Source organism: Alistipes sp. cv1 (genome assembly GCF_900240235.1).
Lineage (GTDB): Bacteria > Bacteroidota > Bacteroidia > Bacteroidales > Rikenellaceae > Alistipes_A > Alistipes_A hominis.
In genome coordinates this window covers 95,091-114,943 of the sequence record NZ_OEPW01000001.1, presented here as the reverse complement: position 1 = coordinate 114,943, position 19,853 = coordinate 95,091, and the positions used below count along the sequence as shown (strand labels likewise).

The 19,853-nt window shown below is 55.0% G+C and carries 16 protein-coding genes; 9 read left to right on the top strand and 7 right to left on the bottom strand.

Going from position 1 to position 19,853, the window contains the following annotated elements; genetic code table 11:
- Positions 1-7: 7 nt before the first annotated feature.
- Genes C1A08_RS00485 through C1A08_RS00470 form a run of 4 tightly spaced genes read left to right on the top strand, consistent with a single transcriptional unit; the run spans position 8 to position 3,386 of the window.
- Entirely contained in the window at positions 8-1,228 is a 1,221-nt protein-coding gene (locus C1A08_RS00485; protein ID WP_055204161.1) for an ABC transporter permease, read from the top strand.
- A 57-nt stretch (positions 1,229-1,285) separates the two neighbouring features.
- Positions 1,286-2,344 carry a sensor histidine kinase gene (locus tag C1A08_RS00480; RefSeq protein ID WP_101571573.1) on the top strand — a complete coding sequence of 353 codons (1,059 nt, stop codon included), beginning with the start codon at positions 1,286-1,288 and terminating at the stop codon, positions 2,342-2,344.
- 2 nt (positions 2,345-2,346) lie between these two features.
- Positions 2,347-3,075 (top strand): LytR/AlgR family response regulator transcription factor, encoded by a 729-nt coding sequence (locus C1A08_RS00475; protein WP_101570639.1) that lies wholly within the window; start codon positions 2,347-2,349, stop codon positions 3,073-3,075.
- 56 nt (positions 3,076-3,131) lie between these two features.
- Positions 3,132-3,386 (top strand): TIGR03905 family TSCPD domain-containing protein, encoded by a 255-nt coding sequence (locus C1A08_RS00470; protein WP_055204168.1) that lies wholly within the window; start codon positions 3,132-3,134, stop codon positions 3,384-3,386.
- 68 nt (positions 3,387-3,454) lie between these two features.
- Here C1A08_RS00470 and C1A08_RS00465 read toward each other — a convergent pair whose 3' ends face one another.
- From C1A08_RS00465 to feoB, 3 genes are all read right to left on the bottom strand, one after another.
- Positions 3,455-4,861 (bottom strand): BACON domain-containing protein, encoded by a 1,407-nt coding sequence (locus C1A08_RS00465; RefSeq protein ID WP_101570637.1) that lies wholly within the window; start codon positions 4,859-4,861, stop codon positions 3,455-3,457.
- A gap of 87 nt (positions 4,862-4,948) precedes the next feature.
- Positions 4,949-5,134 (bottom strand): FeoB-associated Cys-rich membrane protein, encoded by a 186-nt coding sequence (locus C1A08_RS00460; protein WP_101570636.1) that lies wholly within the window; start codon positions 5,132-5,134, stop codon positions 4,949-4,951.
- A gap of 12 nt (positions 5,135-5,146) precedes the next feature.
- Positions 5,147-7,618, bottom strand: a complete 2,472-nt coding sequence (gene feoB / locus C1A08_RS00455; protein ID WP_101570634.1) for a ferrous iron transport protein B — start codon at positions 7,616-7,618, stop codon at positions 5,147-5,149.
- A gap of 355 nt (positions 7,619-7,973) precedes the next feature.
- On the opposite strand from feoB, the gene C1A08_RS00450 reads away from it, so the two are divergent.
- The 5 genes from C1A08_RS00450 to C1A08_RS00430 all read left to right on the top strand — a co-directional run bounded on the left by C1A08_RS00450 (position 7,974) and on the right by C1A08_RS00430 (position 17,672).
- A complete protein-coding gene (locus tag C1A08_RS00450; RefSeq protein WP_101570632.1) occupies positions 7,974-10,103 on the top strand; it encodes a DUF5722 domain-containing protein in 2,130 nt (709 codons plus the stop codon).
- A 92-nt stretch (positions 10,104-10,195) separates the two neighbouring features.
- Entirely contained in the window at positions 10,196-12,037 is a 1,842-nt protein-coding gene (locus C1A08_RS00445; RefSeq protein WP_101570630.1) for a hypothetical protein, read from the top strand.
- A 17-nt stretch (positions 12,038-12,054) separates the two neighbouring features.
- The gene (locus tag C1A08_RS00440; protein ID WP_101570628.1) at positions 12,055-14,199 is read left to right on the top strand and encodes a hypothetical protein; all 2,145 of its coding nucleotides are present in this window, start codon (positions 12,055-12,057) and stop codon (positions 14,197-14,199) included.
- A 69-nt stretch (positions 14,200-14,268) separates the two neighbouring features.
- Positions 14,269-16,575: a GH92 family glycosyl hydrolase gene (locus C1A08_RS00435; RefSeq protein ID WP_055204180.1), complete on the top strand. Its 2,307-nt coding sequence runs from the start codon at positions 14,269-14,271 to the stop codon at positions 16,573-16,575.
- 5 nt (positions 16,576-16,580) lie between these two features.
- On the top strand, positions 16,581-17,672 hold the full coding sequence (locus C1A08_RS00430; RefSeq protein WP_228385774.1) for a PKD domain-containing protein: 1,092 nt from the start codon (positions 16,581-16,583) through the stop codon (positions 17,670-17,672).
- A 209-nt stretch (positions 17,673-17,881) separates the two neighbouring features.
- Here the strand turns inward: C1A08_RS00430 and C1A08_RS00425 are convergent, their stop codons facing one another.
- From C1A08_RS00425 to C1A08_RS00410, 4 genes are all read right to left on the bottom strand, one after another.
- Positions 17,882-18,322, bottom strand: a complete 441-nt coding sequence (locus tag C1A08_RS00425; protein ID WP_101570626.1) for an N-acetyltransferase — start codon at positions 18,320-18,322, stop codon at positions 17,882-17,884.
- A 111-nt stretch (positions 18,323-18,433) separates the two neighbouring features.
- The gene (gene secG / locus C1A08_RS00420) at positions 18,434-18,796 is read right to left on the bottom strand and encodes a preprotein translocase subunit SecG (protein ID WP_055204184.1); all 363 of its coding nucleotides are present in this window, start codon (positions 18,794-18,796) and stop codon (positions 18,434-18,436) included.
- 35 nt (positions 18,797-18,831) lie between these two features.
- Positions 18,832-19,305 (bottom strand): hypothetical protein, encoded by a 474-nt coding sequence (locus C1A08_RS00415; RefSeq protein ID WP_145996483.1) that lies wholly within the window; start codon positions 19,303-19,305, stop codon positions 18,832-18,834.
- A gap of 11 nt (positions 19,306-19,316) precedes the next feature.
- The gene (locus C1A08_RS00410; RefSeq protein WP_055204553.1) at positions 19,317-19,829 is read right to left on the bottom strand and encodes an LptE family protein; all 513 of its coding nucleotides are present in this window, start codon (positions 19,827-19,829) and stop codon (positions 19,317-19,319) included.
- Between the last annotated feature and the right edge of the window lie 24 nt (positions 19,830-19,853).

Below are 19,853 nucleotides of genomic sequence, written 5' to 3'. Positions count from 1 at the left end.
GGGGATTATGAATTACAAGAATCTGATAAAAATTGCGCTGAAAGCGCTTTCGAACAATAAGTTCAGGGGCTTTTTGACGATGCTCGGGATCATCATCGGCGTCGCGTCGGTGATCGCGATGCTGGCCATCGGTCAGGGGTCGAAACGCAGTATTCGGGAGCAGATTTCCGAAATGGGATCGAACATGATCATGGTACATCCGGGAGCCGGCCGTTTCGGCGGCGTACGTCAGAGCGCCAGTAGTATGCAGACGCTAAAAATGGAGGATTACCAGACCATTATTCACGAGGCTTCCTATATCAGCGCCTGCTCGCCGGTGGTGAACAGCAGCGGACAGGTCGTCAACGGGGCCAACAACGCCCCTACTTCGGTCTACGGCATCAACCAGGACTATATGGAGATTCGAAAATATTCGGTCGGCGAAGGCGAAATGTTCACCGATCAGGATATCCGGCGGGCCGCCAAAGTGTGCGTGGTCGGGAAAACCGTGGTCGAGAACCTGTTTACGAACGGTGAGGATCCGCTCGGCAAGACGATCCGTTTCGGGAAGATTCCGTTCAAAATCATCGGCGTGCTGACGCCGAAAGGCTATAATTCGATGGGACAGGATCAGGACGACCTCATACTGGCTCCGTATACTACCGTGCAGAAACGTATTCTGGCGATCACTTATCTGCAGGGAATTTTCGCATCGGCTATCAGCGAAGAGATGTCCGGCGAGGCGATCGACGAACTGACGGCCATCCTGCGGCAGAACCATAAGATCAAGGCGGGGGACGACGACGATTTCAACATCCGTTCGCAGGAAGAACTGAGTTCGATGTTGAGTTCGACGACCGACCTGATGACCATCCTGCTGGCCTGTATCGCGGGCATATCGCTGTTGGTCGGCGGGATCGGGATCATGAACATCATGTACGTGTCGGTAACCGAGCGTACCCGGGAGATCGGGTTGCGGATGTCGATCGGAGCCAAAGGACGGCATATCCTGTGGCAATTTCTGATTGAAGCCGTGATTATCAGCGTGATGGGCGGTATTATCGGAGTCGTTCTCGGGATCGGGGCGTCGGCGGTGATTAAGCATGCGGCCGGCTGGCCGGTATTCGTGCAGCCCTATTCGGTGATTTTGTCGTTCGCCGTCTGCACCGTGACCGGAATCTTTTTCGGGTGGTATCCGGCCCAGAAGGCCTCGAACCTCGACCCGATCGAAGCGATCCGCTACGAATAGCCGGGCCGGATTGGCGGATTGAATAAAAACGCTTAAATTTACGGAAACAAAATGAACATGCCTCAGAGTAAAAAGAACCGATTTTTCCAGATTGCAATCCATTCGATCGCCTGGGGATTGATGTTCACGTCGCCGTTCTTTTTTGCGTACGGAAGGAATGACGCGACCTTTTCGTTGAGTCGATATCTCGATTTCTGTGTCGTTCCGGTGACGTTCATCATCGTGTTTTACATCAATTACTGCGTGTTGATCGACCGGCAGTTGTTCCGCAAGCATCTGGGACGTTTTATTCTGATGAACTTGCTGCTGATCGTCGCGGTAGACCTGTTCCAGCATTTCTGGCACGAGATTTTCCGACTGTACGTTATGACCGATCTGCCCCGGAAGGGTGACGGACACCACGGCCCTCCGGCCTATTTTTTCCTGATGTGGAATTTTATGCTGCTGGCGCTGACGGTCGCTCTGAGCGTGGCGATCAAAATGACCGGTAACTGGTACCGTACCGAGGCCGAAAAGCAGGAGATCGAAAAGGAACGGACGCAGGCCGAACTGAAAAACCTGAAGAGTCAGTTGAATCCGCATTTCCTGTTCAATACGCTGAATAATATCTATGCGCTGATCCAGTTGAATCCCCCGCAGGCGCAGTATGCCGTCCACAGCCTGAGTCATTTGCTGCGTTACGTGTTGTACGACAACAATCAGAACTTGATCTCGCTCGACAAGGAGTTCGCATTTATGAAAAATTACATCGAGTTGATGAGCTTGCGGTTGTCGTCCGATCAGGTGAAATTGAATATCGACATTCCCGATGACGGCAGGGGGTATATGGTAGCTCCGCTGCTGTTCATCACGCTGATCGAGAATGCGTTCAAGCATGGGGTAAGCCCGTCCGAAAAATCGTTCGTCAGCATTGCTTTCCGGATTACCGAAGCCGATACGCTGGTCTGCACGATCGAGAACAGTTATTTCCCGAAAGACGACCGCGATCGCAGCGGTTCCGGGATCGGGCTCGACAACCTGCGCAAAAGACTGAATCTGATTTATCCGAACCGGCACATCCTGCGAACGGAACGGCTGGGAGATCGTTATATGTCGCAACTGATTATAAACCTTTGACGATGACTATCGAATCGCTTGTCGTAGACGACGAACCGCTGGCGCGGGACCTGCTGACGGGTTATGTAAAGCAGACGCCGTTTCTGCATTTTGCGGGAGCGTGTTCCAGTGCGGTCGAGGCGCTGACCGTTTTGCAGCGCGAGAAGGTCGACTTGATTTTTCTGGATATCCAGATGCCGCAGCTCAATGGACTGGAGCTTTCGCGGATGATCGGAACGCGGACGCGGGTGATTTTTACGACGGCGTTCGAACAGTATGCCCTGGAAGGATATCGGGTCGATGCGCTGGATTATCTGCTCAAACCGATCAGCTATGCCGAGTTCCTGCGGGCCGCCGACAAAGCGCAGCGTTGGTTCGGGCTTCAGGACGGCAAACAGGAGGGGCCAGTTGCCCAGGGCCGATCCGCGCAAACTCTTTTCGTCAAGACCGAATACAAGATGGTGCAGCTGCGCCTCGATCAGATCCTGTATATCGAAGGCGTGAAAGATTACGTAAAGATACATACCGAAGACGGGGCTTCCGTGATGACGCTGATGAGCATGAAGGCTATCGAGGAAACCCTGCCTGCCGACCGTTTCGTCCGGGTGCACCGTTCGTTTATCGTCCATGTGGACAAGATCAAAACGATCGAACGGAACCGGATCGTGTTCGGGAGGGTATATATTCCGGTGTCCGACTCTTACCGGGAACGTTTCATGCAGTTGCTGTCGCGCCGCTCGTTACTGTTGTGACGGATAAAACGGCCGGAATTTGCTACCTTTGCAAGTCGAATTCAAACTTTCATGCAATGAGCGCAAAAACGATTGATTATACTCCGGTCGGCGGGGTATGTTCCAAAATGATCCACGCGGCGGTCGAAGACGGTAAAATATGCGAAGTGGTCTTCGTCGGCGGTTGTCACGGCAATACGCAGGGGATCTGCTCGCTGGTAAAAGGGATGCCTGTGGACGAAGCGATCGCCCGTTTGAAAGGGATCGATTGCAGGGGAAAAGGCACTTCCTGCCCCGATCAGTTGGCCCGGGCGCTGGAACAGGTCGGATAACCGGACGTGCCGGTATAAGCGAAGCGGCGGAGCGATCGCTCCGCCGCTTCGCCCGTTCGGGATGCGTCTTATTCGTAGAAGACGTTGGCGTCGCGGTCTTTTTTAAGTTCGAACGGCCATGCTTTGTGCGATTCAAGCAGGTAGATGTTCATGCCCGCTTCGTTGTAAGTTACGTCCAGTTTTTCGAGATTCTTGTTGGCTCGGGCGTCGATTTCGGAGAGTCGGTTGTACGGGACTTCCACGGTCGTTATTTCCGGGCAGCATGAGATATCGAGTTGCGTGAGCTCGTTTTTATTACAGTTCAGTTCAGACAATGCCTTGCAGGGCGACAGGTCGAGACTTTGCAGTGCGCCGTGTTCGCAGGTCAGCGTGACGAGAGACGGGCATCCGGCCAGATCGAGTTCGCGGAGTTTACTGTCATTGATAACCAATGTTTTCAGGGAGGAACATCCGGTCACGTTGAGCGTTTCCAGCGTTTTGTCTGAGTAGCCGCAGTCGATGGTCTGTAACAGGGTACATCCCGAAACGTCGATTGCCGGGTAATCGTTATAGTTCAATTTTACCGATTCCAGATTTTTGCATGCTTTCAGATCCAGTCCGGCGGCGATCTTGCAGGATTCCGCGATAAGGATCTTTAATTCTTTGCAGGTAGACAGTCCGACGATCGATTCCACGTCCAGACTGTATGCGGTCAGCTTTTCGAGCGATTCGCAGCCGGTCAGGTCGAGCGACATAATTTTCGTTTCTTCGCCCGTGTCGCTACCGTTGCCGCTGCATGCCAGTTCCCGCAAAACGGTATTGCCGGACAGGTCGAGCGACGTGATCGGGTTGCCCAGGCAGTTCAGACCGAGCAGCCGCCTGAAATGGTCGATCCCTTCCAGCGAGGCGATGTTCTGTCCCGAACAGTCGATGTATTCGATCATATCCAGTTCGAACTGACGTATTTTTCCGCCCAACGAACCGCAGTTTTTGTTTTCGATCAGGAAGTTCCTGAAATTCTCGTCCGGAATATCGACTACCGTCGTATCTCCGTAGGAAGGGTTTACCTCTTCGCCGTCATCCGGAATGTCTCCGCTTTCGGTAGTGGCTTCCTGTCGTATCGTGACTGTGATGCGGGTGTCACCGCAGACGATCGTAATGACCGCCGTGCGCACCGCGCCGGTAGTGTTGGTTTCTAGATCGATCGTCAGGCGGTATTTTCCGGCAGGGCCGTCGTATCGGCTCAATTCGATCCAGTCCGGGGACGACGTGGCGTTGGTTGCTTTGGAGCCGGTTTCGGTGACGGTGGCGTTCCAGGACTGCGCGGCGGTAAATTCGAATCCGCTTTGGTTGCGGTCGGCGTAGAGCCGCTGGTTCATTTCGTTTTTGTCGGAAACGGTGATGTTGCCAATGGTCATTTCAGGGCTTTCGTTGTCTTTGTTACAGCCACTCATGATACAGGCGACGAGAACCAAAAATGCAAAAAATCTTTTCATCGTTCTTTTATTTGTAGTTTGGTTCGCTCGTAAACAGTTGCAAAATTATAAAAACGAGCGTATAAAGTCAACCTAAAAGACCGCTTCTTACCGCCTTCCCTCTTTCCGGTCGCGTTTACTGCATTCGGAACAGCCGTCGCACAGGTCGCACTCTCCGCTCCTTTTATCGGAGCATCCGCATCCGCACCCTTTCCGCTTGTTCCACCGGTAGATGGAAAACAGCGTGTAAACGAATGCCGCCGCGATGATGATTGCCGTAATGATTCCCTGCATATTTACCGTTTTTTATAGCCAGCTTCCTATCTGGTAAACGACAAAAGACAATAACCATGCTAAGCCCGTCGAATAGACGACCGAAAGCGCGGCCCATTTGCGACCGGCTTCGCGGCGTATGGCTACGATGGCCGCGATGCAGGGGACGTAAAGCAGGATGAATAACATCAGCGTGTAGGCTACCAGCGGCGAGTAGACCGGTTGTCCCGCCTTGTCGCCTTGCGTGTATACCTGTTTTTGCAGGTTCTCGGCCAGCGAAGCGTCGTCGTCCCCGCTGTTGCTCAACACGGCCATCGTACTGACGACGATCTCCTTGGCCGCCAGTCCGCTGAACAGGCTGATTCCGATCTGCCAGTCGAAGCCGAGCGGCCGGATCGCCGGCTCGATGAAACGACCGATTTTTCCGATATAGGACTGCTTTTGGTGTTCGGCATGGCGGATGTCGTTCAGTTCCTGCAGTTTTGCTTGCTCGTCTTCGGGCGACAGGCCGGAAGAGGCTATTTCGGCCGCCACTCGGTCGTAATCGACCGAATATTCCACGTTGCGCGGATAGTATCCGAGGGCCCAGATGATGATCGATGCAGCCAGGATGACCGTTCCCATTTTCCGTAGGTACTGCGATCCTTTGCTCCACATGTGGCGGACTACGTTGCGGGTGGTCGGTATCCGGTAGGGCGGAAGTTCCATGACGAACGGCGCCTCCGCTTTTGCGAACAGCAGTTTTTTGAACAGTATGGACGATCCGATGGCGATCAGGATGCCGATCAGGTAGATCGAGAACAGCACCAGCCCTTGATTCGACGGGAAAAAGGCGGAGATCAGCAGGACGTAGACCGGCAGCCGGGCGCTGCACGACATGAACGGAATGATCAGCATGGTCATCAGCCGGTCTTTTCTGCTTTCGAGCGTGCGCGTGGCCATGATGGCCGGAACGTTGCAGCCGAAACCCATCAGCAGCGGAATGAACGATTTGCCGTGCAATCCGATCTTGTGCATCAGCTTGTCCATGATGAAAGCCGCCCGCGCCATGTAGCCGGTGTCTTCCATCAGCGAGATGAAAAAGAACAGGATCAGGATGTTCGGCAGGAAGACGATCACGCCCCCCACTCCGCTGATGATCCCGTTGACGATCAGCTCGCGCAAAGGGCCTTCCCGCATGATTCCGCCGATGAAGTCCCCTAACCATTCGACGCCGGTTTCCAGCCATCCGGCCGGGACGCCGCCGAGCGAAAAGGTCGTTTGGAACATGATCCACATGATCAGCAGGAAAATCGGGAGTCCCCAGACCTTGTGGGTCATGATCCGGTCGACGCGGTCGTCGGGCCGGTTTTTACGCAGGTTGATGCCCTGGCAGGTCTCTTCGAGCGCTCCGGCGATGAACCCGAATTTGGCGTCCGTAATGATCGTTTCGACGCAGTCTTTGTACTGGCGTTCGAGTTTCTGCCGTTCATGTTCCGCCACGGCGCTTATCTCGGCGAAGTTGGCGGCCGGTTCGACCACTTCGTATCCGTTTTTATCGTTACAAAGCAGTTTGATCGCCAGATAGCGCGACGAATAGCGGGCGACCAGGTCGGTATTTTTCCAGATCTCGTCTTGCAGCAGCCGGATGCTGTGTTCGATGTCTTTCCCGTAATTGATGTGGATATGCCGCACGATCGGTTCGTTGTCTTCGAACACGTCGATCACGGTTTTGAACAGTTCCCGGATTCCTTCGCCGCGGGAGGCGACGGTCGGCACGATCGGGATTCCGATCATCCGGCCCAGATTACGGTAGTCCAGTTTCAGACCCGACTTTTCGAGCTCGTCGTACATGTTCAGCGCGATCACGACCTTCAAGTCCATGTCGATCAGTTGCGTGGTCAGGAACAGGTTGCGTTCGAGGTTCGAGGCGTCCAGCACGTTGATAACCACGTCGGGCATGGCGTCGAGAATGTGCCGGCGCACGTAAAGTTCTTCGGGCGTGTATTCGGTGATCGAATAGGTGCCAGGCAGGTCGAACAGGTTGAACGTGTAGCCGTCCTGCCGGAAAACGGCCTGTTTGGCGTCGACCGTCACGCCGCTGTAATTGCCGACCCGTTCGTGGGAGCCGGACGCGACGTTGAACAGCGATGTCTTGCCCGAATTCGGATTGCCGACCAGCGCGACGTTGATGGTTCGGCCCGTTACGTGCTGAAAACGGTTGACCGATTCGTCCCGGAACGTTCCGCCGGACGGAAGTCCCGACCCCGCCGTTCCGCCGCTCGGCAGCGAAACTTCGATCAGTTCCGCCTCGCTTTTGCGCAGGGCGATGCGGTAACCCATGATTTCGTATTCGATGGGATCCGACAGCGGGGCATTTTTGATGACCCGCACCGTTTTGCCGCGAACGAATCCCATTTCTGTGATCCGGTTGCGAAAAGAGCCGTGTCCGAACACTTTGGTGATGACCCCTTCTTCCGACGTCTTCAGTTCCGACAGGCGTTTATTTATGATTTCTTTTTCCATTTATCGTCAGACCGGGAAATTTTTTCCGGGCAAAGGTACGCAACCGGAGGATTCCGGAAAATACCTGAAGCCGGGGAAAAAGGCTTCCCTCGTACCTCGAATCGGTTATGACTGCCGCTGCAAAGATAAAACAGTATCCCGGTTGTTCTACCGGACGAAACGGAAAAAGGCGAAAAAAGTGTATGTACGGAGCGCTCCGTATGCTCCGTAAAATGATAATAATACTCCGTAAAATGATTTTTCGGGACAAATCGTCGGGCCTTTCGGCAAAAAAATCGTATTATTGTATTTGGTAAGGCGTGTGGTTTTGCATGCCGCCGGAGATAACTTTAACCTAATTTTACTGAACGAAGAGATGAGTAAGAAACGTTTTGTCGGCCTGCTGTTGATCGGGGCCTTGTTGTTTGTTTCGCAGTTGCATGCCCAAGATGCGGTGCCGTTGTCCGTCGCGCCGAAAGAGTCGAAGGGTTTTGTGATGAAAGAGGTCGAAAAGGGAGTGTTCGAGGTGACGACCGCTCCGAACGACGCGGTGATTGAGTTCGCCCCGCTGAAAGAGCAGTTGCCGGAAGATGTGGCGGTGCTGAGTTTCGATTATTTCTGCGCTTCGGGCATGGAGTTCATGGTCGTGACGGTCAATAACGACCGGTCGCGCATCGAGGAGAACATGATCCGCCTGCCGATCGCCGAAGGATGGAGCACTTTCTCGGTCGATGTGTCCGATAAGCTCAAACAGCTTAAAAGTCCCAATGATTTTCTGAGCTTGCTGATCGTTCCGAATGCGGCCAAACCGACCACCATGCGGATCAAGTCGCCGCGCCTGAGGGCTTATACCGAAAAAGAGATCGCTCAGAACCGGCAGAAAGCCGAACGGGAAGCACGCGAGAAAAGACTGAACCACGATATCGACGTTTACCTTAAGAAAGATCACCCGTGCCAGGTGACCGACGTGAAAGTGACCGACGAAGGCGTCGAAGTGGCCGGTAATATCAAAGGAATGCCGGGCGACGTTTATTTGTGCGAAGTGCCGATGTTCGGCGACCTGACCGATCTGACTTTCATTACCGAAAAGAAAATCGATAAGCCGACGAACTTCAAGCTGAAATTCGACCGCTATGCGCAGGTTGACGGGCGGCAGTACGACCGCCTCTATTCGCGCTGGGTGCTGGCCCAGAAGTCGCAGAAGGGATATCTGATCTGTTCGCACGGGCGTTATGCCGACGACGTGAAGGCTCAGTACGATCTGCCGCACGAGGTGGTGGCTACCAAAAAAGGGATCGGCGGTTTCCACGACGGTCCGTACGCTTCCGATGCGGACAGCCTGCAGGCGACCAGCATTACGGTCAATATATGGCTCGGTTTTATGCGCTTGACTCCGTCCGACAATTCGATTCCGTTCGAATACAACGGCAAAACTTATTATGCCGATAAGAAAACCATCGACGGATTCGACAAGACGCTGCAATTCGCGGCTTCGAAAAACATGATCGTCAGCGCGATCATTCTGGTGGCTCCGGAGCGCGCTTTTGCCGACAAAGCCGCCGGTAAACTGTTCGAACATCCGGATTTCGATCCGGCGGGTATCTATACGATGCCGAACATGACGACGCTCGAATCGCTGAACCTTTACGCCGCCGCGATCGATTTCCTCGCTTCGCGCTACAACCGCCCGGACAAGAAGTACGGCCGCATCCACCACTGGATCGCCCACAACGAAGTCGATGCCGGTTGGGTGTGGACCAATGCCGGGATCAAAACGCCGCTGCGGTTCATGGATATTTACGTCAAGTCGATGCGTTTGCTCTATTATACGGCTCGCAAATATAACCCGCATGCCGAAGTGTTGATTACGCTGACCCACTACTGGCAGTCGCGCCACAACGAGTATTGCTACCCGTCGGCCCAGTTGCTCGACCTGCTGCTCGATTACACCGAGGCCGAAGGCGATTTCAAATGGGGCGTGGCACACCATCCTTATCCGCAATCGTTGTTCGAACCGAAAGCGTGGCTCGATACCGAAGCGACGTTCGATTACAATACGCCGCTGATCACGTTCAAGAACCTCGAAGTGCTCGACGCATGGATCAAGCAGCCGCGCGCGCTCTATAAAGGCAAGGAGAAACGTACGCTTTATCTGTCCGAACAGAATCCCAATTCGAAAGATTACTCTGAAGAAGCGCTGCTGGAACAGGCTGCCGGAATGGCTTATGCGTTGAAGAAGCTCGAAGCCTGCGACGGAATCGACGCTTATCAGATGCACGGCTGGTTCGACCAGCGCGGCGAAGGAGGTCTCAGGATCGGTATCCGTCGCTTCCCGGACGATAAGGACGATCCGTCGGGACGCAAACCGGCCTGGTTCGTATTCCAGGCTTTCGGCACCGACCGGGAAGAAGAGGCATTCGAATTCGCTAAGAAAATCATCGGCATCGACAGTTGGGATCAGATTATTTACAAAGAACCGATCGCCATGCCGACCCAATCGAAATAGATTGTAATTGAATCATCCGCCGGTATCCTCGCCTATTTCGGGCGGGGATTCGGCGGATAAATAAGAATCCGGTTTTGATAAATTTGAATACGATGTTTACTGTTAAGATTTCGCGGGCGGCTCTGTTCGCGGCCTTCGGTCTGCTGTCGGGAAGCGTTTCCGCGCAAACGGCAGGTCAGGCTGCCGGATGCGGCGGCCGCGACCTGCAGGCCGATACGTGGGTGGCTACCGATGCGCTCGGACGGACGCTGCCCGGTTATGCGGAGTGCGGTCCGCGTAAAACGAACCGCACGGTGGCGATGTTCTATTTCGTAACCCACAACCAGAACGGGGCGAAAGACGGTCCTTATAACGTGACCGAGATACTGAAGGCCGATCCGGTGAACCCGAAATGGGGCGGCGGCGTCCATTACTGGGGAGAGCCGGAAGCGGGTTACTACATCATGAAGGACGAGTGGATCATCCGCCGTCATGCGCGGATGCTCTCCGACGCGGGTGTCGATCTGATCGTTCTCGACAATACGAACGACAATATTTACAAAGATGTTTTCGTCTTCATCGCCGAAGTGTTCCGCAAGATGCGTTCCGAGGGCGAGACCACGCCGCAGATCGCCTGCCTGGCCAGCCAGAATTCGGTGCAGCAGCTCTGGGATCAGATCTACAGCCGGGGGTTGTATGCCGATCTGTGGTTCCGCTGGAAAGGCAAGCCGTTGCTGATGTTCGGGCAGCATATCATCGGCGGGCGCCAGCAAATGGACGATGTCCGTTTCCCGAAAGAGATCCGGGATTTTTTCACGATCCGACAAAGCTGGGCGTGGACGACGCTCCGGTGGTACGACGACGGACATGACGAGTGGCCGTGGGTGGACCATTATCCGCAGTCGGTCGGCTGGCACGAGTCGCCCGACCGGGCCGAGTACGTGCCGGTGGCATCCGCGCAGCATCCGCTGTCGAATATCGGACGGAGTTTCCGCGACGGCGTGGAGCCGGAACACGACCGGTACGATGCGACGACCGATACCGATAAGGGGCTTTATTTCGATCAGCAGTGGCAGCGTGCGTTGGAGGTCGATCCGGAATTTATATTCGTGACCGGCTGGAACGAATGGACGGCCGGACAGATGAACCGGACGAATCCGGATTACGCCGAGGAGATGAAGAAATGGGACTTTTTCCCCGGAGCCAAATGCGGCAAAGGCGGCCGCGAAGTCAAAATGGGCGAAGGCTATTTCATCGACCAGTACAACCAGGAGTTCAGCCGCGACATCGAACCGATGAAGGGCGGCCATACCGACAACTATTACTACCAGTTGATCGCCAATGTCCGGAAGTACAAAGGGGTTGCCAAGCCCGAACCGGCCGGCGAACCGGTAACGATCGACCTGAGCGGCGGTTTCGGCCAGTGGCGGCAGGTCAAAAAGACTTATTACGATCATGCGGGCGATACGTATCACCGCGACAGTCCGGGTAATTTCGCTGCCGGGCCGTATGTGAATGCGACCGGGCGCAACGACATTATCGAGTCGAAGGTGGCGCGTGACGATAAGTATGTCTATTTCTACGTAAAAACGGCGCAGCCGCTTACTCCGCATACCGATCCGTATTGGATGTTGCTGTTTATCGATACCGACAGGCAGCATGCGACCGGATGGGAAGGCTACGACCTGCTTGTTAACGACGGTTTCCGAAGCGGTAAGAGCATGGTCAAAACCTACGATAAGACCGGATGGAAGAAAAGCCGCGAAGCAGCCTATCGCTACCAGGGGAACGAGCTGATGGTGAGCGTTCCGCGTAGCTGTTTCGGGCCCGGAAAACTGGCTTTCGATTTCCATTGGGCCGACGGCATCCAAAAGTTGGGGGATATCGACGAGTTCCTGCTCAATGGCGATCAGGCCCCGTCGCGCCGCGCGAATTACCGGTATGAAGAAGATTAACGATAACCTGAAACGATATGAAAAAAATGTTTTTCCCGGCTGTCCTGGCGGCGTTGTCCGTCTCGGTCTTTACGGCTCGCAGCGCGACGGCCGCCAACGGCAGCCTGACTCCGCATTTCAAGCAGAGCAGTTATGTCAACGAGTCGGTGACGCTCGAAAACAAGTATGTCACAATGAACTTTTTCAAACGGATCAAAGGCTGGGGCTGGGGTGAAATTCTGACGCCCGAAGGCAAGCTGATGGCCGTGATGGATCATCTGGGCGAACTGATGATCCGCGATCAGGACATCCCGATGCGTTTCGAGGCCGATTCGGTGTCCCGGGTCAGGACGGCCGACGGCGAAAGTCTCGTATTCAACGTCAAATCGGTGGTCGTGCGCGAGATGTTGAAAGGCACTTCGTTCGACAACTGGATGCACTATCCGTACGGCGAGCCGGCCATTACCGGAACGGTGACGATTACCGTCACTCCGGATTCTCCTTTCGTCAAACTGAAATACGATCTGACGGCGACCGGTAATTACTACCTGCGCTACCTGCGCGGTCCATGGCTGAAGGTGGGCGAATCGTCGTTCGGGACGAAGAAGGACGATGCGATCCTGCCGGGTGTGGACTGGGCGATCGGCGACGAGTGGACGAGCGGTTCAGACTTTTTCAAAGACCCGTGGGCGCTGCGCGTCGTCCCCCACCCCAACAAGGTGTCTGTGCCGTTGATGGCGATCAGCTACGAGGGGGACGGTATCGGACTGGCATGGGACCCGAATGCGGTAGCGGCGCGTTGGTTCAACTACCGCACGCAGCATCCGCAACCGGTGTTCGCCTCGCCGAATTTCGTCGATCGGATGAATAACCAACTGATGGGTCTGATGATTCCGGACGCTTCGGTCGAAGGGCACGAGAACGAGATTTATTCGCAGATCGCTCCGGAACTGCGTATCGGCGAGAAGATCGAATTCGACGCCGAACTGTGGCTCAGTAAAGGGAACAGCGTCGATGTGGTAACCGACTGGGTGAAACGTCATGGCCTGCCTGAACCTTCGGCTCCGAAATGGGATTACCGTAAGGCGCTCGACTTGATGGCCGGCGCTTATAATACGAACCTGTGGCACGAGGGGCATGGTTTCGGCGTGGTGCAGCGTTCGATCGACGAGGCCGGCCCGAACATTCCGGGATTTTTGAGGCGTTACATGAACGAAAATAAAAAATCGCAGGTAGTTAAAGAGTTGCAGGCCAAAATCGAATCGTTGCAGCCCAAAGAAGTTCCTATGGTTAAGATCGAGACGCCCGAACAGAAGAAGGCCCGCCAAGTAAAACATGGGGACGAAATTCTGGCAATCCAGCGTGCCGACGGTTCGTTCGCTTTCGAACCGGACGGACGACACTACCGCAAGGACGATTTCAAGGTAGCGACCTCTTTCGTAGAGCCGATGGGACTCGACGGGGCTACGGCGCTCGACATTACGATTCTGCCGGCGATGGAACTGTTGCAAATCGGGAAGGAAACCGGCGAACAGCGTTTCCTGGACGCGGGTAAAAAGGCGATCGACTTCTGCATGTCGATGACGCGCCCCGAGGGCGGCGACTTCTGGGAAACCCCGTTGCATGCGGCCAACCTGTTCGCCGCGGGACATGCCGCCATCGCCAACTACAAGGCGTTCGAGCAGTTCGGCGATCCGAAATACAAGGAAAAAGCGGTTTACTGGATGCGTACGATCCTGCCTTTCACGCACCTGTGGGAGCCGGAGGAGATTCCGATGCTGTACAATACCAAACCGGTGCTCAGTTCGAGCGACTGGTACTTCGCCAACTGGGTGCGCGACCATGTGCAGTGGGAAGTGCTCGCCGTGTTCGCTCAGTCGATTGCGAACGGCATCCGCTGGGAGGAGGTAGATCCGGAGATCGACTGGATGAAGTTCCACCGCGGTATTACCAATGCGGCGATCCGTTGGATGAATGTGCATACCGACGACAACTGGCGTCCGCACAATATTCCGGAGACGTACGACCGTTACAAAGAGGGTGCGTTCGACTATTGTTTCCCCGATACGCACAATGCGACGACGGGCAACTACGGCGGTATGTTTATTCCTCCTTCCGCTATCGCGGACAACATCTACTACCTGTTGGACCGCGAAGCCGAGGCGGCAAAAGGTAAAAAGTAGTTATTCGGAAAATTTCATTGCGGGAAGCCTGTTGAACGGCAGGCTCCCGCTTTTTTAATAAAATGCGAGATGAATTATCGTAAAATCGTATCGGCTGTCGCCTTGCTGTGGTGTACGGCCGGGTTTGCCGCCGGATCGGAACCGGCTGCCTGCGTACGGCCGATGATGGGAACCGGGGCGGCCGGATGCGTCGTGCCGGTGGCGGCAGCTCCGTTTGGAATGGTGCAGTTGGGGCCGGATACTTATTTCACCGCTTCCGGCTACCACTACGACCATCCGTTGATCTACGGTTTCAGCCACACCCATAAATCGGGCGGCGGCGGAACCGATTATCAGGACATCATGTTCTTTCCGGTTACGGATGCCGTATGGACGCAGCAGCAGGTTTGTCCCGACCGCGTCGGCAGCCGTTATTCGCACGAGCAGGAGTTTATCGAACCGGGGTATTACCGGATCAGGCTCGATTCGGACGTGGATGCCGAACTGACGGCTACGGCTCGCTGCGGGATGCACCGCTACACGTATCCGGAAGGGGCGATGCGGCAGTTGATCATCGACTTGAAACACGGCTGCGAGCATTCGACGACCATTTTCGCCGACGAAGATTTCGATACCGTCAAAATCTCGCGGCTGGAATGGGTCGACGACCGTACGGTGCGGGGATACCGGGTTTCGAACGGCTGGGCGCCGGAACAGCACGTCTATTTCTACGCCGAATTTTCAGAGCCGATCGTTTCGTGCCGTCTTTTCGATCATAAGCATTTTCGGGACGGCGTCCGTGAGTTGGAAGGTACCGACGTGCGGGCCGTGCTGCGTTTCGGAGGGAAGGCGGGAAAACCGGTCGTCGTCCGTGTGGGCATCTCCCCGGTCAGTATGGACGGCGCGCGGCAGAATCTGAGGGCCGAGATCAAAGGATGGAATTTCGATAAAGTCCGGAAAACGACTTATCGGGACTGGAACGAAGCCCTGTCGGCTGTCCGGATCGCCGATGCCGATTCGCCGCAGAAGGAGGTGTTTTATACGAGTCTCTATTTCGCGATGCTCTACCCGATGCTCTATTCCGATGTGACGGGCGAATACCGCAGTTCCGACTCGAAGGTATATAAGGGCGATTTCCGTTATTTCGCCGGCGTGCTGGGCCTTTGGGATACGTTCCGGGCGCAGAACCCGTTGATCGCGATTCTCAGGCCGGACGTGACCCGCGATCTGATGAAAACCTTGCTGGAGCACTACCGCCACTGCGGTCAACTGCCGATCTGGACGCTGGCCGGCGTCGAGAACATGTGCATGATCGGTTATCATTCGATGCCGCTGGTTGCCGACGCTTATTGCAAAGGGATTCGCGGTTACGATGCGGAAGCGCTTTACGAGGCGATGAAAGCGTCGGCCAACCGCGATACGTTCGGTTATTTTCTGAAAGCGTTCCGCGGGACGCGTTATTACAAGCAGTACGAGTACGTACCGTGCGATCTGGAGGTGACTTCCGTTTCGAAGACCCTCGAATATTGCTACGACGACTGGTGCATCGCTCAGATGGCGCGGATGCTCGGGCACCGGGACGACTACGACTATTACATCGGCCGGGCCGGCTGGTATAAGAATCTTTTCGATCAGAATCTGAACTTTATGCGCGGCAGGAATTCCGACGGCAGTTGGCGGACGCCGTTCGATCCGTTCCATTCGAACCACTACCGGCCGGACGACGATTTCTGCGAAGGCACTTCGTGGCAGTGGACTTTCTTCGTGCCTCACGACGGCAAGGGGCTGATGAATCTGTTCGGCGGCCGCGATCCGTTCGTCGCCAAACTCGATTCGCTGTTTACGGTCAGCTCCGAGATACACGGCGACAACCCAGCGCCCGATATTACCGGCTTGATCGGACAGTATGCGCAAGGCAACGAGCCGGGGCATCACACCCTTTACATGTACAATTATGCCGGACAACCGTGGAAAGGGCAAAAACGGATCAGCGACGTGATCTACACGCTGTACGATACTTCTCCCGAAGGGATCTGCGGCAACGACGATACCGGTCAGATGTCGGCGTGGTACGTGATGAGTTCGATGGGGTTCTATCCCGTTACCCACGGTCGGGGCGTTTATTTTATCGGAACGCCGATTTTCGGGGAGATGTCGGTAAAGCATCCGAACGGGGTGTTGACGATCCGGGCGAACGGCGTATCGCGCGAAAATTGCTATATTCAGTCCGTAACGCTGAATGGCGCACCGTATTCGAAGAATTGGCTGCGACACGAAGACCTGTTCGGCGGCAATGCGACGCTGGCGTTCGAGATGGGGCCCGAACCGAATAAAAACTGGGGCAGTTCTCCGGAAGACCTGCCGCAGTCGATGTGCGACGAAACCTTTGAAAACTGACAGGGATGAGACGGATCAATTGTTTATTGGGAGTTTTGCTGTGCATTTTCGGCGCGCAGCAGGCGTTCGGGTTCGCCCGGCCGGAGAAGGAGTATCGGATTTTCCAGTTTCCGCGGACGGCTATTCCGCGTATCGACGGCGATTTTTCGGATTGGGACATGGTGCCCGATTCCTATGCGATTGGATTGTCGGAGTTGTACGATACGCATGGCGGACGCGGTGAGAACCTCGATCCGAAGGAGTTCGACTTGACCGTCAAGGTCGGTTGGGTGAACGGGGAGAACCGGCTCTATTTCTATGTGGAGGCTTACGACGATAGCTGGGACTTTACCGATCCGGGTTTGCGGCAGGATATTTTCGAATTGGTGGTCGACGGCGACGCGTCCGGCGGTCCGTTTATCAAGGAAGACAACGGCAATATCAACAAGCTGCCGGTTGCTGACCTGCATTTCAAGGGACATGGCGCCCATGCGCAGAATTACCACATTTTCACGCCGGTGCAGCACGGGAAAGACTGGGCGATGGTATGGGGTTCTACGCCGTGGATCAAGGATTTCCCGTATGCCAACGTCGCGTACGACTATGATTTCGGGCCGGGTGAATCCGGTGTGCTGAAAATGGAGTTCTGGATCACGCCGTTCGATTACGCGGCGGTCGAAGGGCCCGGTCGTTCGGTCGTTTCGCAGTTGACCGAGAACGAGTTGATCGGAATGTCGTGGTGTATGATCGATTTCGATGTGGATCGGCCGAAAGCCGATCCGGTGATGTGTCTGTCGCACGATTTCCGGATGATCCGCGACGCTTCGTTCCTAAACGCTTTCCGGCTGATGCCGCTGGAAGAGACGCTGCGGCCGAAAATCGCTGCCGACTGGGCGTTTACCGAAGTCGACCGCGACCGGCGGATCGTGCTGTTCGAAGATCGTTCGACCGGAGAGATCGCCCGCCGGGAGTGGGACTTCGGCGATGGAACGAAATCCTCCGAGGAATATCCGCTGCACCGTTATGCCAAAGCCGGCGAATGGACGGTGACGCTGACCGTCGAAGGCCCGGACGGGCAAGACCGCCGCATCAAGGTGTGGGAGGTGGTGACTCGGTAAGGGCAGATTGCCGTACTATTCTATTGATAAACGGATCGGGGAAGTTCATCGAACTTCCCCGATCCGTTTATTTGAATATTTTTATTCAATTAGCTGATTTTGCCTTGATTATCGTTTGGAAGCGTCGCGCCGTGTTTTCTGCGGGCGCAATTGCAAAACCGGCATCGCCGTAAACCTGTATGTGACGCGAGGATTGGACATAGGATGGTTCAATATCGCTTGTTTCGAAGCAGTAAATGCAGCTCTTTGCGGCCGGTATTCGCATCGGTCTGTTCCTGTCGGATTTCGAAACCTTCCCGGAGGTAAAAGCGTACGGCCCGTTTGTTTTCGGCGTATACGCTCAGTTCCAGCGTCGGATATTGCGCTGCGGCCCATTGCAGCAGGCGGCGTCCGATACCTTGTCCCTGCCGGTCGGGATGGACGAATAGGGCCGCGACATAGTTTTCGACCAGCGAGACGAATCCGCAGACGCTTTCCGCCGATTCGTCCTGGTAGACGAACGTGCGGGAGTCGGGCAGGTAACGGGTTCTCATTTCGTCCAACTTCCCTTCCCAATAGCTGCGCGGCACGAAGTCGTGTGCCGCGACGGAGCTTCGCAGCCATATTTCTAGTACGGTGTCCGTATCTTCCGGTTCGAGCGGTCGTATCATGTTGCGGGAAAATGAAAAAGGTGTTCAACATGCTTTGTTGGACACCTTTTTTGTATAAATTCATAAAACGTCCGGCGAAACCGGCCGATGCCGCCGCCGGATCGGAAACGTCTATTTTGCAGAGTCCGTCGTCTGTGCCGGAGCGGCTGCGTCCTGTCCGGCTGCCGGCAATGCCTGCGGCATCAGGTTTTCGTTGCTTTCCAGCGATTGTTCCAGCGCTCTTTCGACGCCGCTTTTGCTCGACGAAATGCTGGCCGACGGCATGGTCATCGTTGCGATCAGGCTCAGTACTACGATGGAAATAGCCAGCCCCCAGGTGAATTTTTCGAGAAAGTCGGCGGTCTGACGCACGCCCATGACCTGATTCGATGCTCCGAAATTGGCAGCCATGCCGCTTTTGGGGTTCTGAGCCAAAACGGCAAGAATTAACAGGATGCTTGCTATCAGGATCAATACGATGCAGAAAATATACATTACTAATATGGGTTTAAACGTTTATAATTGGTCAGTTAATCGGATTCGCTGTCGCCGAGCCCGGTAAGAATCTCGGCAAAATAAACACTTTTTTCCGGATATAGCAAACTTAATCTGGTATAAATTTCTCTGGCTTTGGAATAAAATCCCTGTTTTGCATAGATTTCGGCCAGTTCTTCAGAAATCAGGTCGGGGTCTTCGGTGACGGATTCCCGGGACAGATCCTCCCCGGGGAGCGTTCCCGTCGCCGGGGAACGGCGGGAAGGGGTTTCCTGCAGGAATTTTTCGATGACTTCGAACGGGTCCCGCGTAGCTGCCGTTTCGTTTTTTTTCAGTAAAAAATCCGGCAACGGCCGGAACTGTTGTCGCAACCGGAGAGCAGGCGTGATCGTTCCTCCCCGTTGCCATAGAAGCAGTTGCGCGGCGACGAACCACGGGTAGCGGCCGGCCGCCTCTTCGGGCGGATCGCAAAGGAGCGGAGCGGTTCGGGATGCCGTTTCGTCGTTCATCTGCAGGCGGATTACTGCCAATTCGATACGGCAGCGTTGAAAATATCTTCTACCAACTGATCCACGATTTCCGGAATCAGTGTAGGTTCGACTTCCTGCAACAGTTTGCTGCTCTCGTAGGTGGAGAAAGCCGAAAAAGTTTTGTCGAAGTTCAGGGACGGGTCGACAGCGTTGGTGAACCGTACCCGTACGGTGATCGTCAGGTTATTGAGTACTGCGTACTCATCCCCGGAAATGGCCGCCGGCGTCGACGCGTAATTCGTGATTTCGCCTTCGAAATTCAGGTCGCCGTTTTCGGGCACCTGGATCAGTTTCGTCTGGCGCGCGAAACGTTCCTGCAGCGCATCCGTTAGCGTCGAGCTGAGGATCGGGGCAACCAACAGCGCATTGTTCGGGAAGCGGGCGATGCTGATCGTTTTCATTTCGGGCGACAGCGAAGCCCCCGAAAAGGAGTAACTCACGCTGCACGTACCCAACAGTAGCGGGCATACGAGCAGGATGATGTATTTCAGTCTGTTTTTCATGGCGTTTTCCATTTCCCTGCCGGC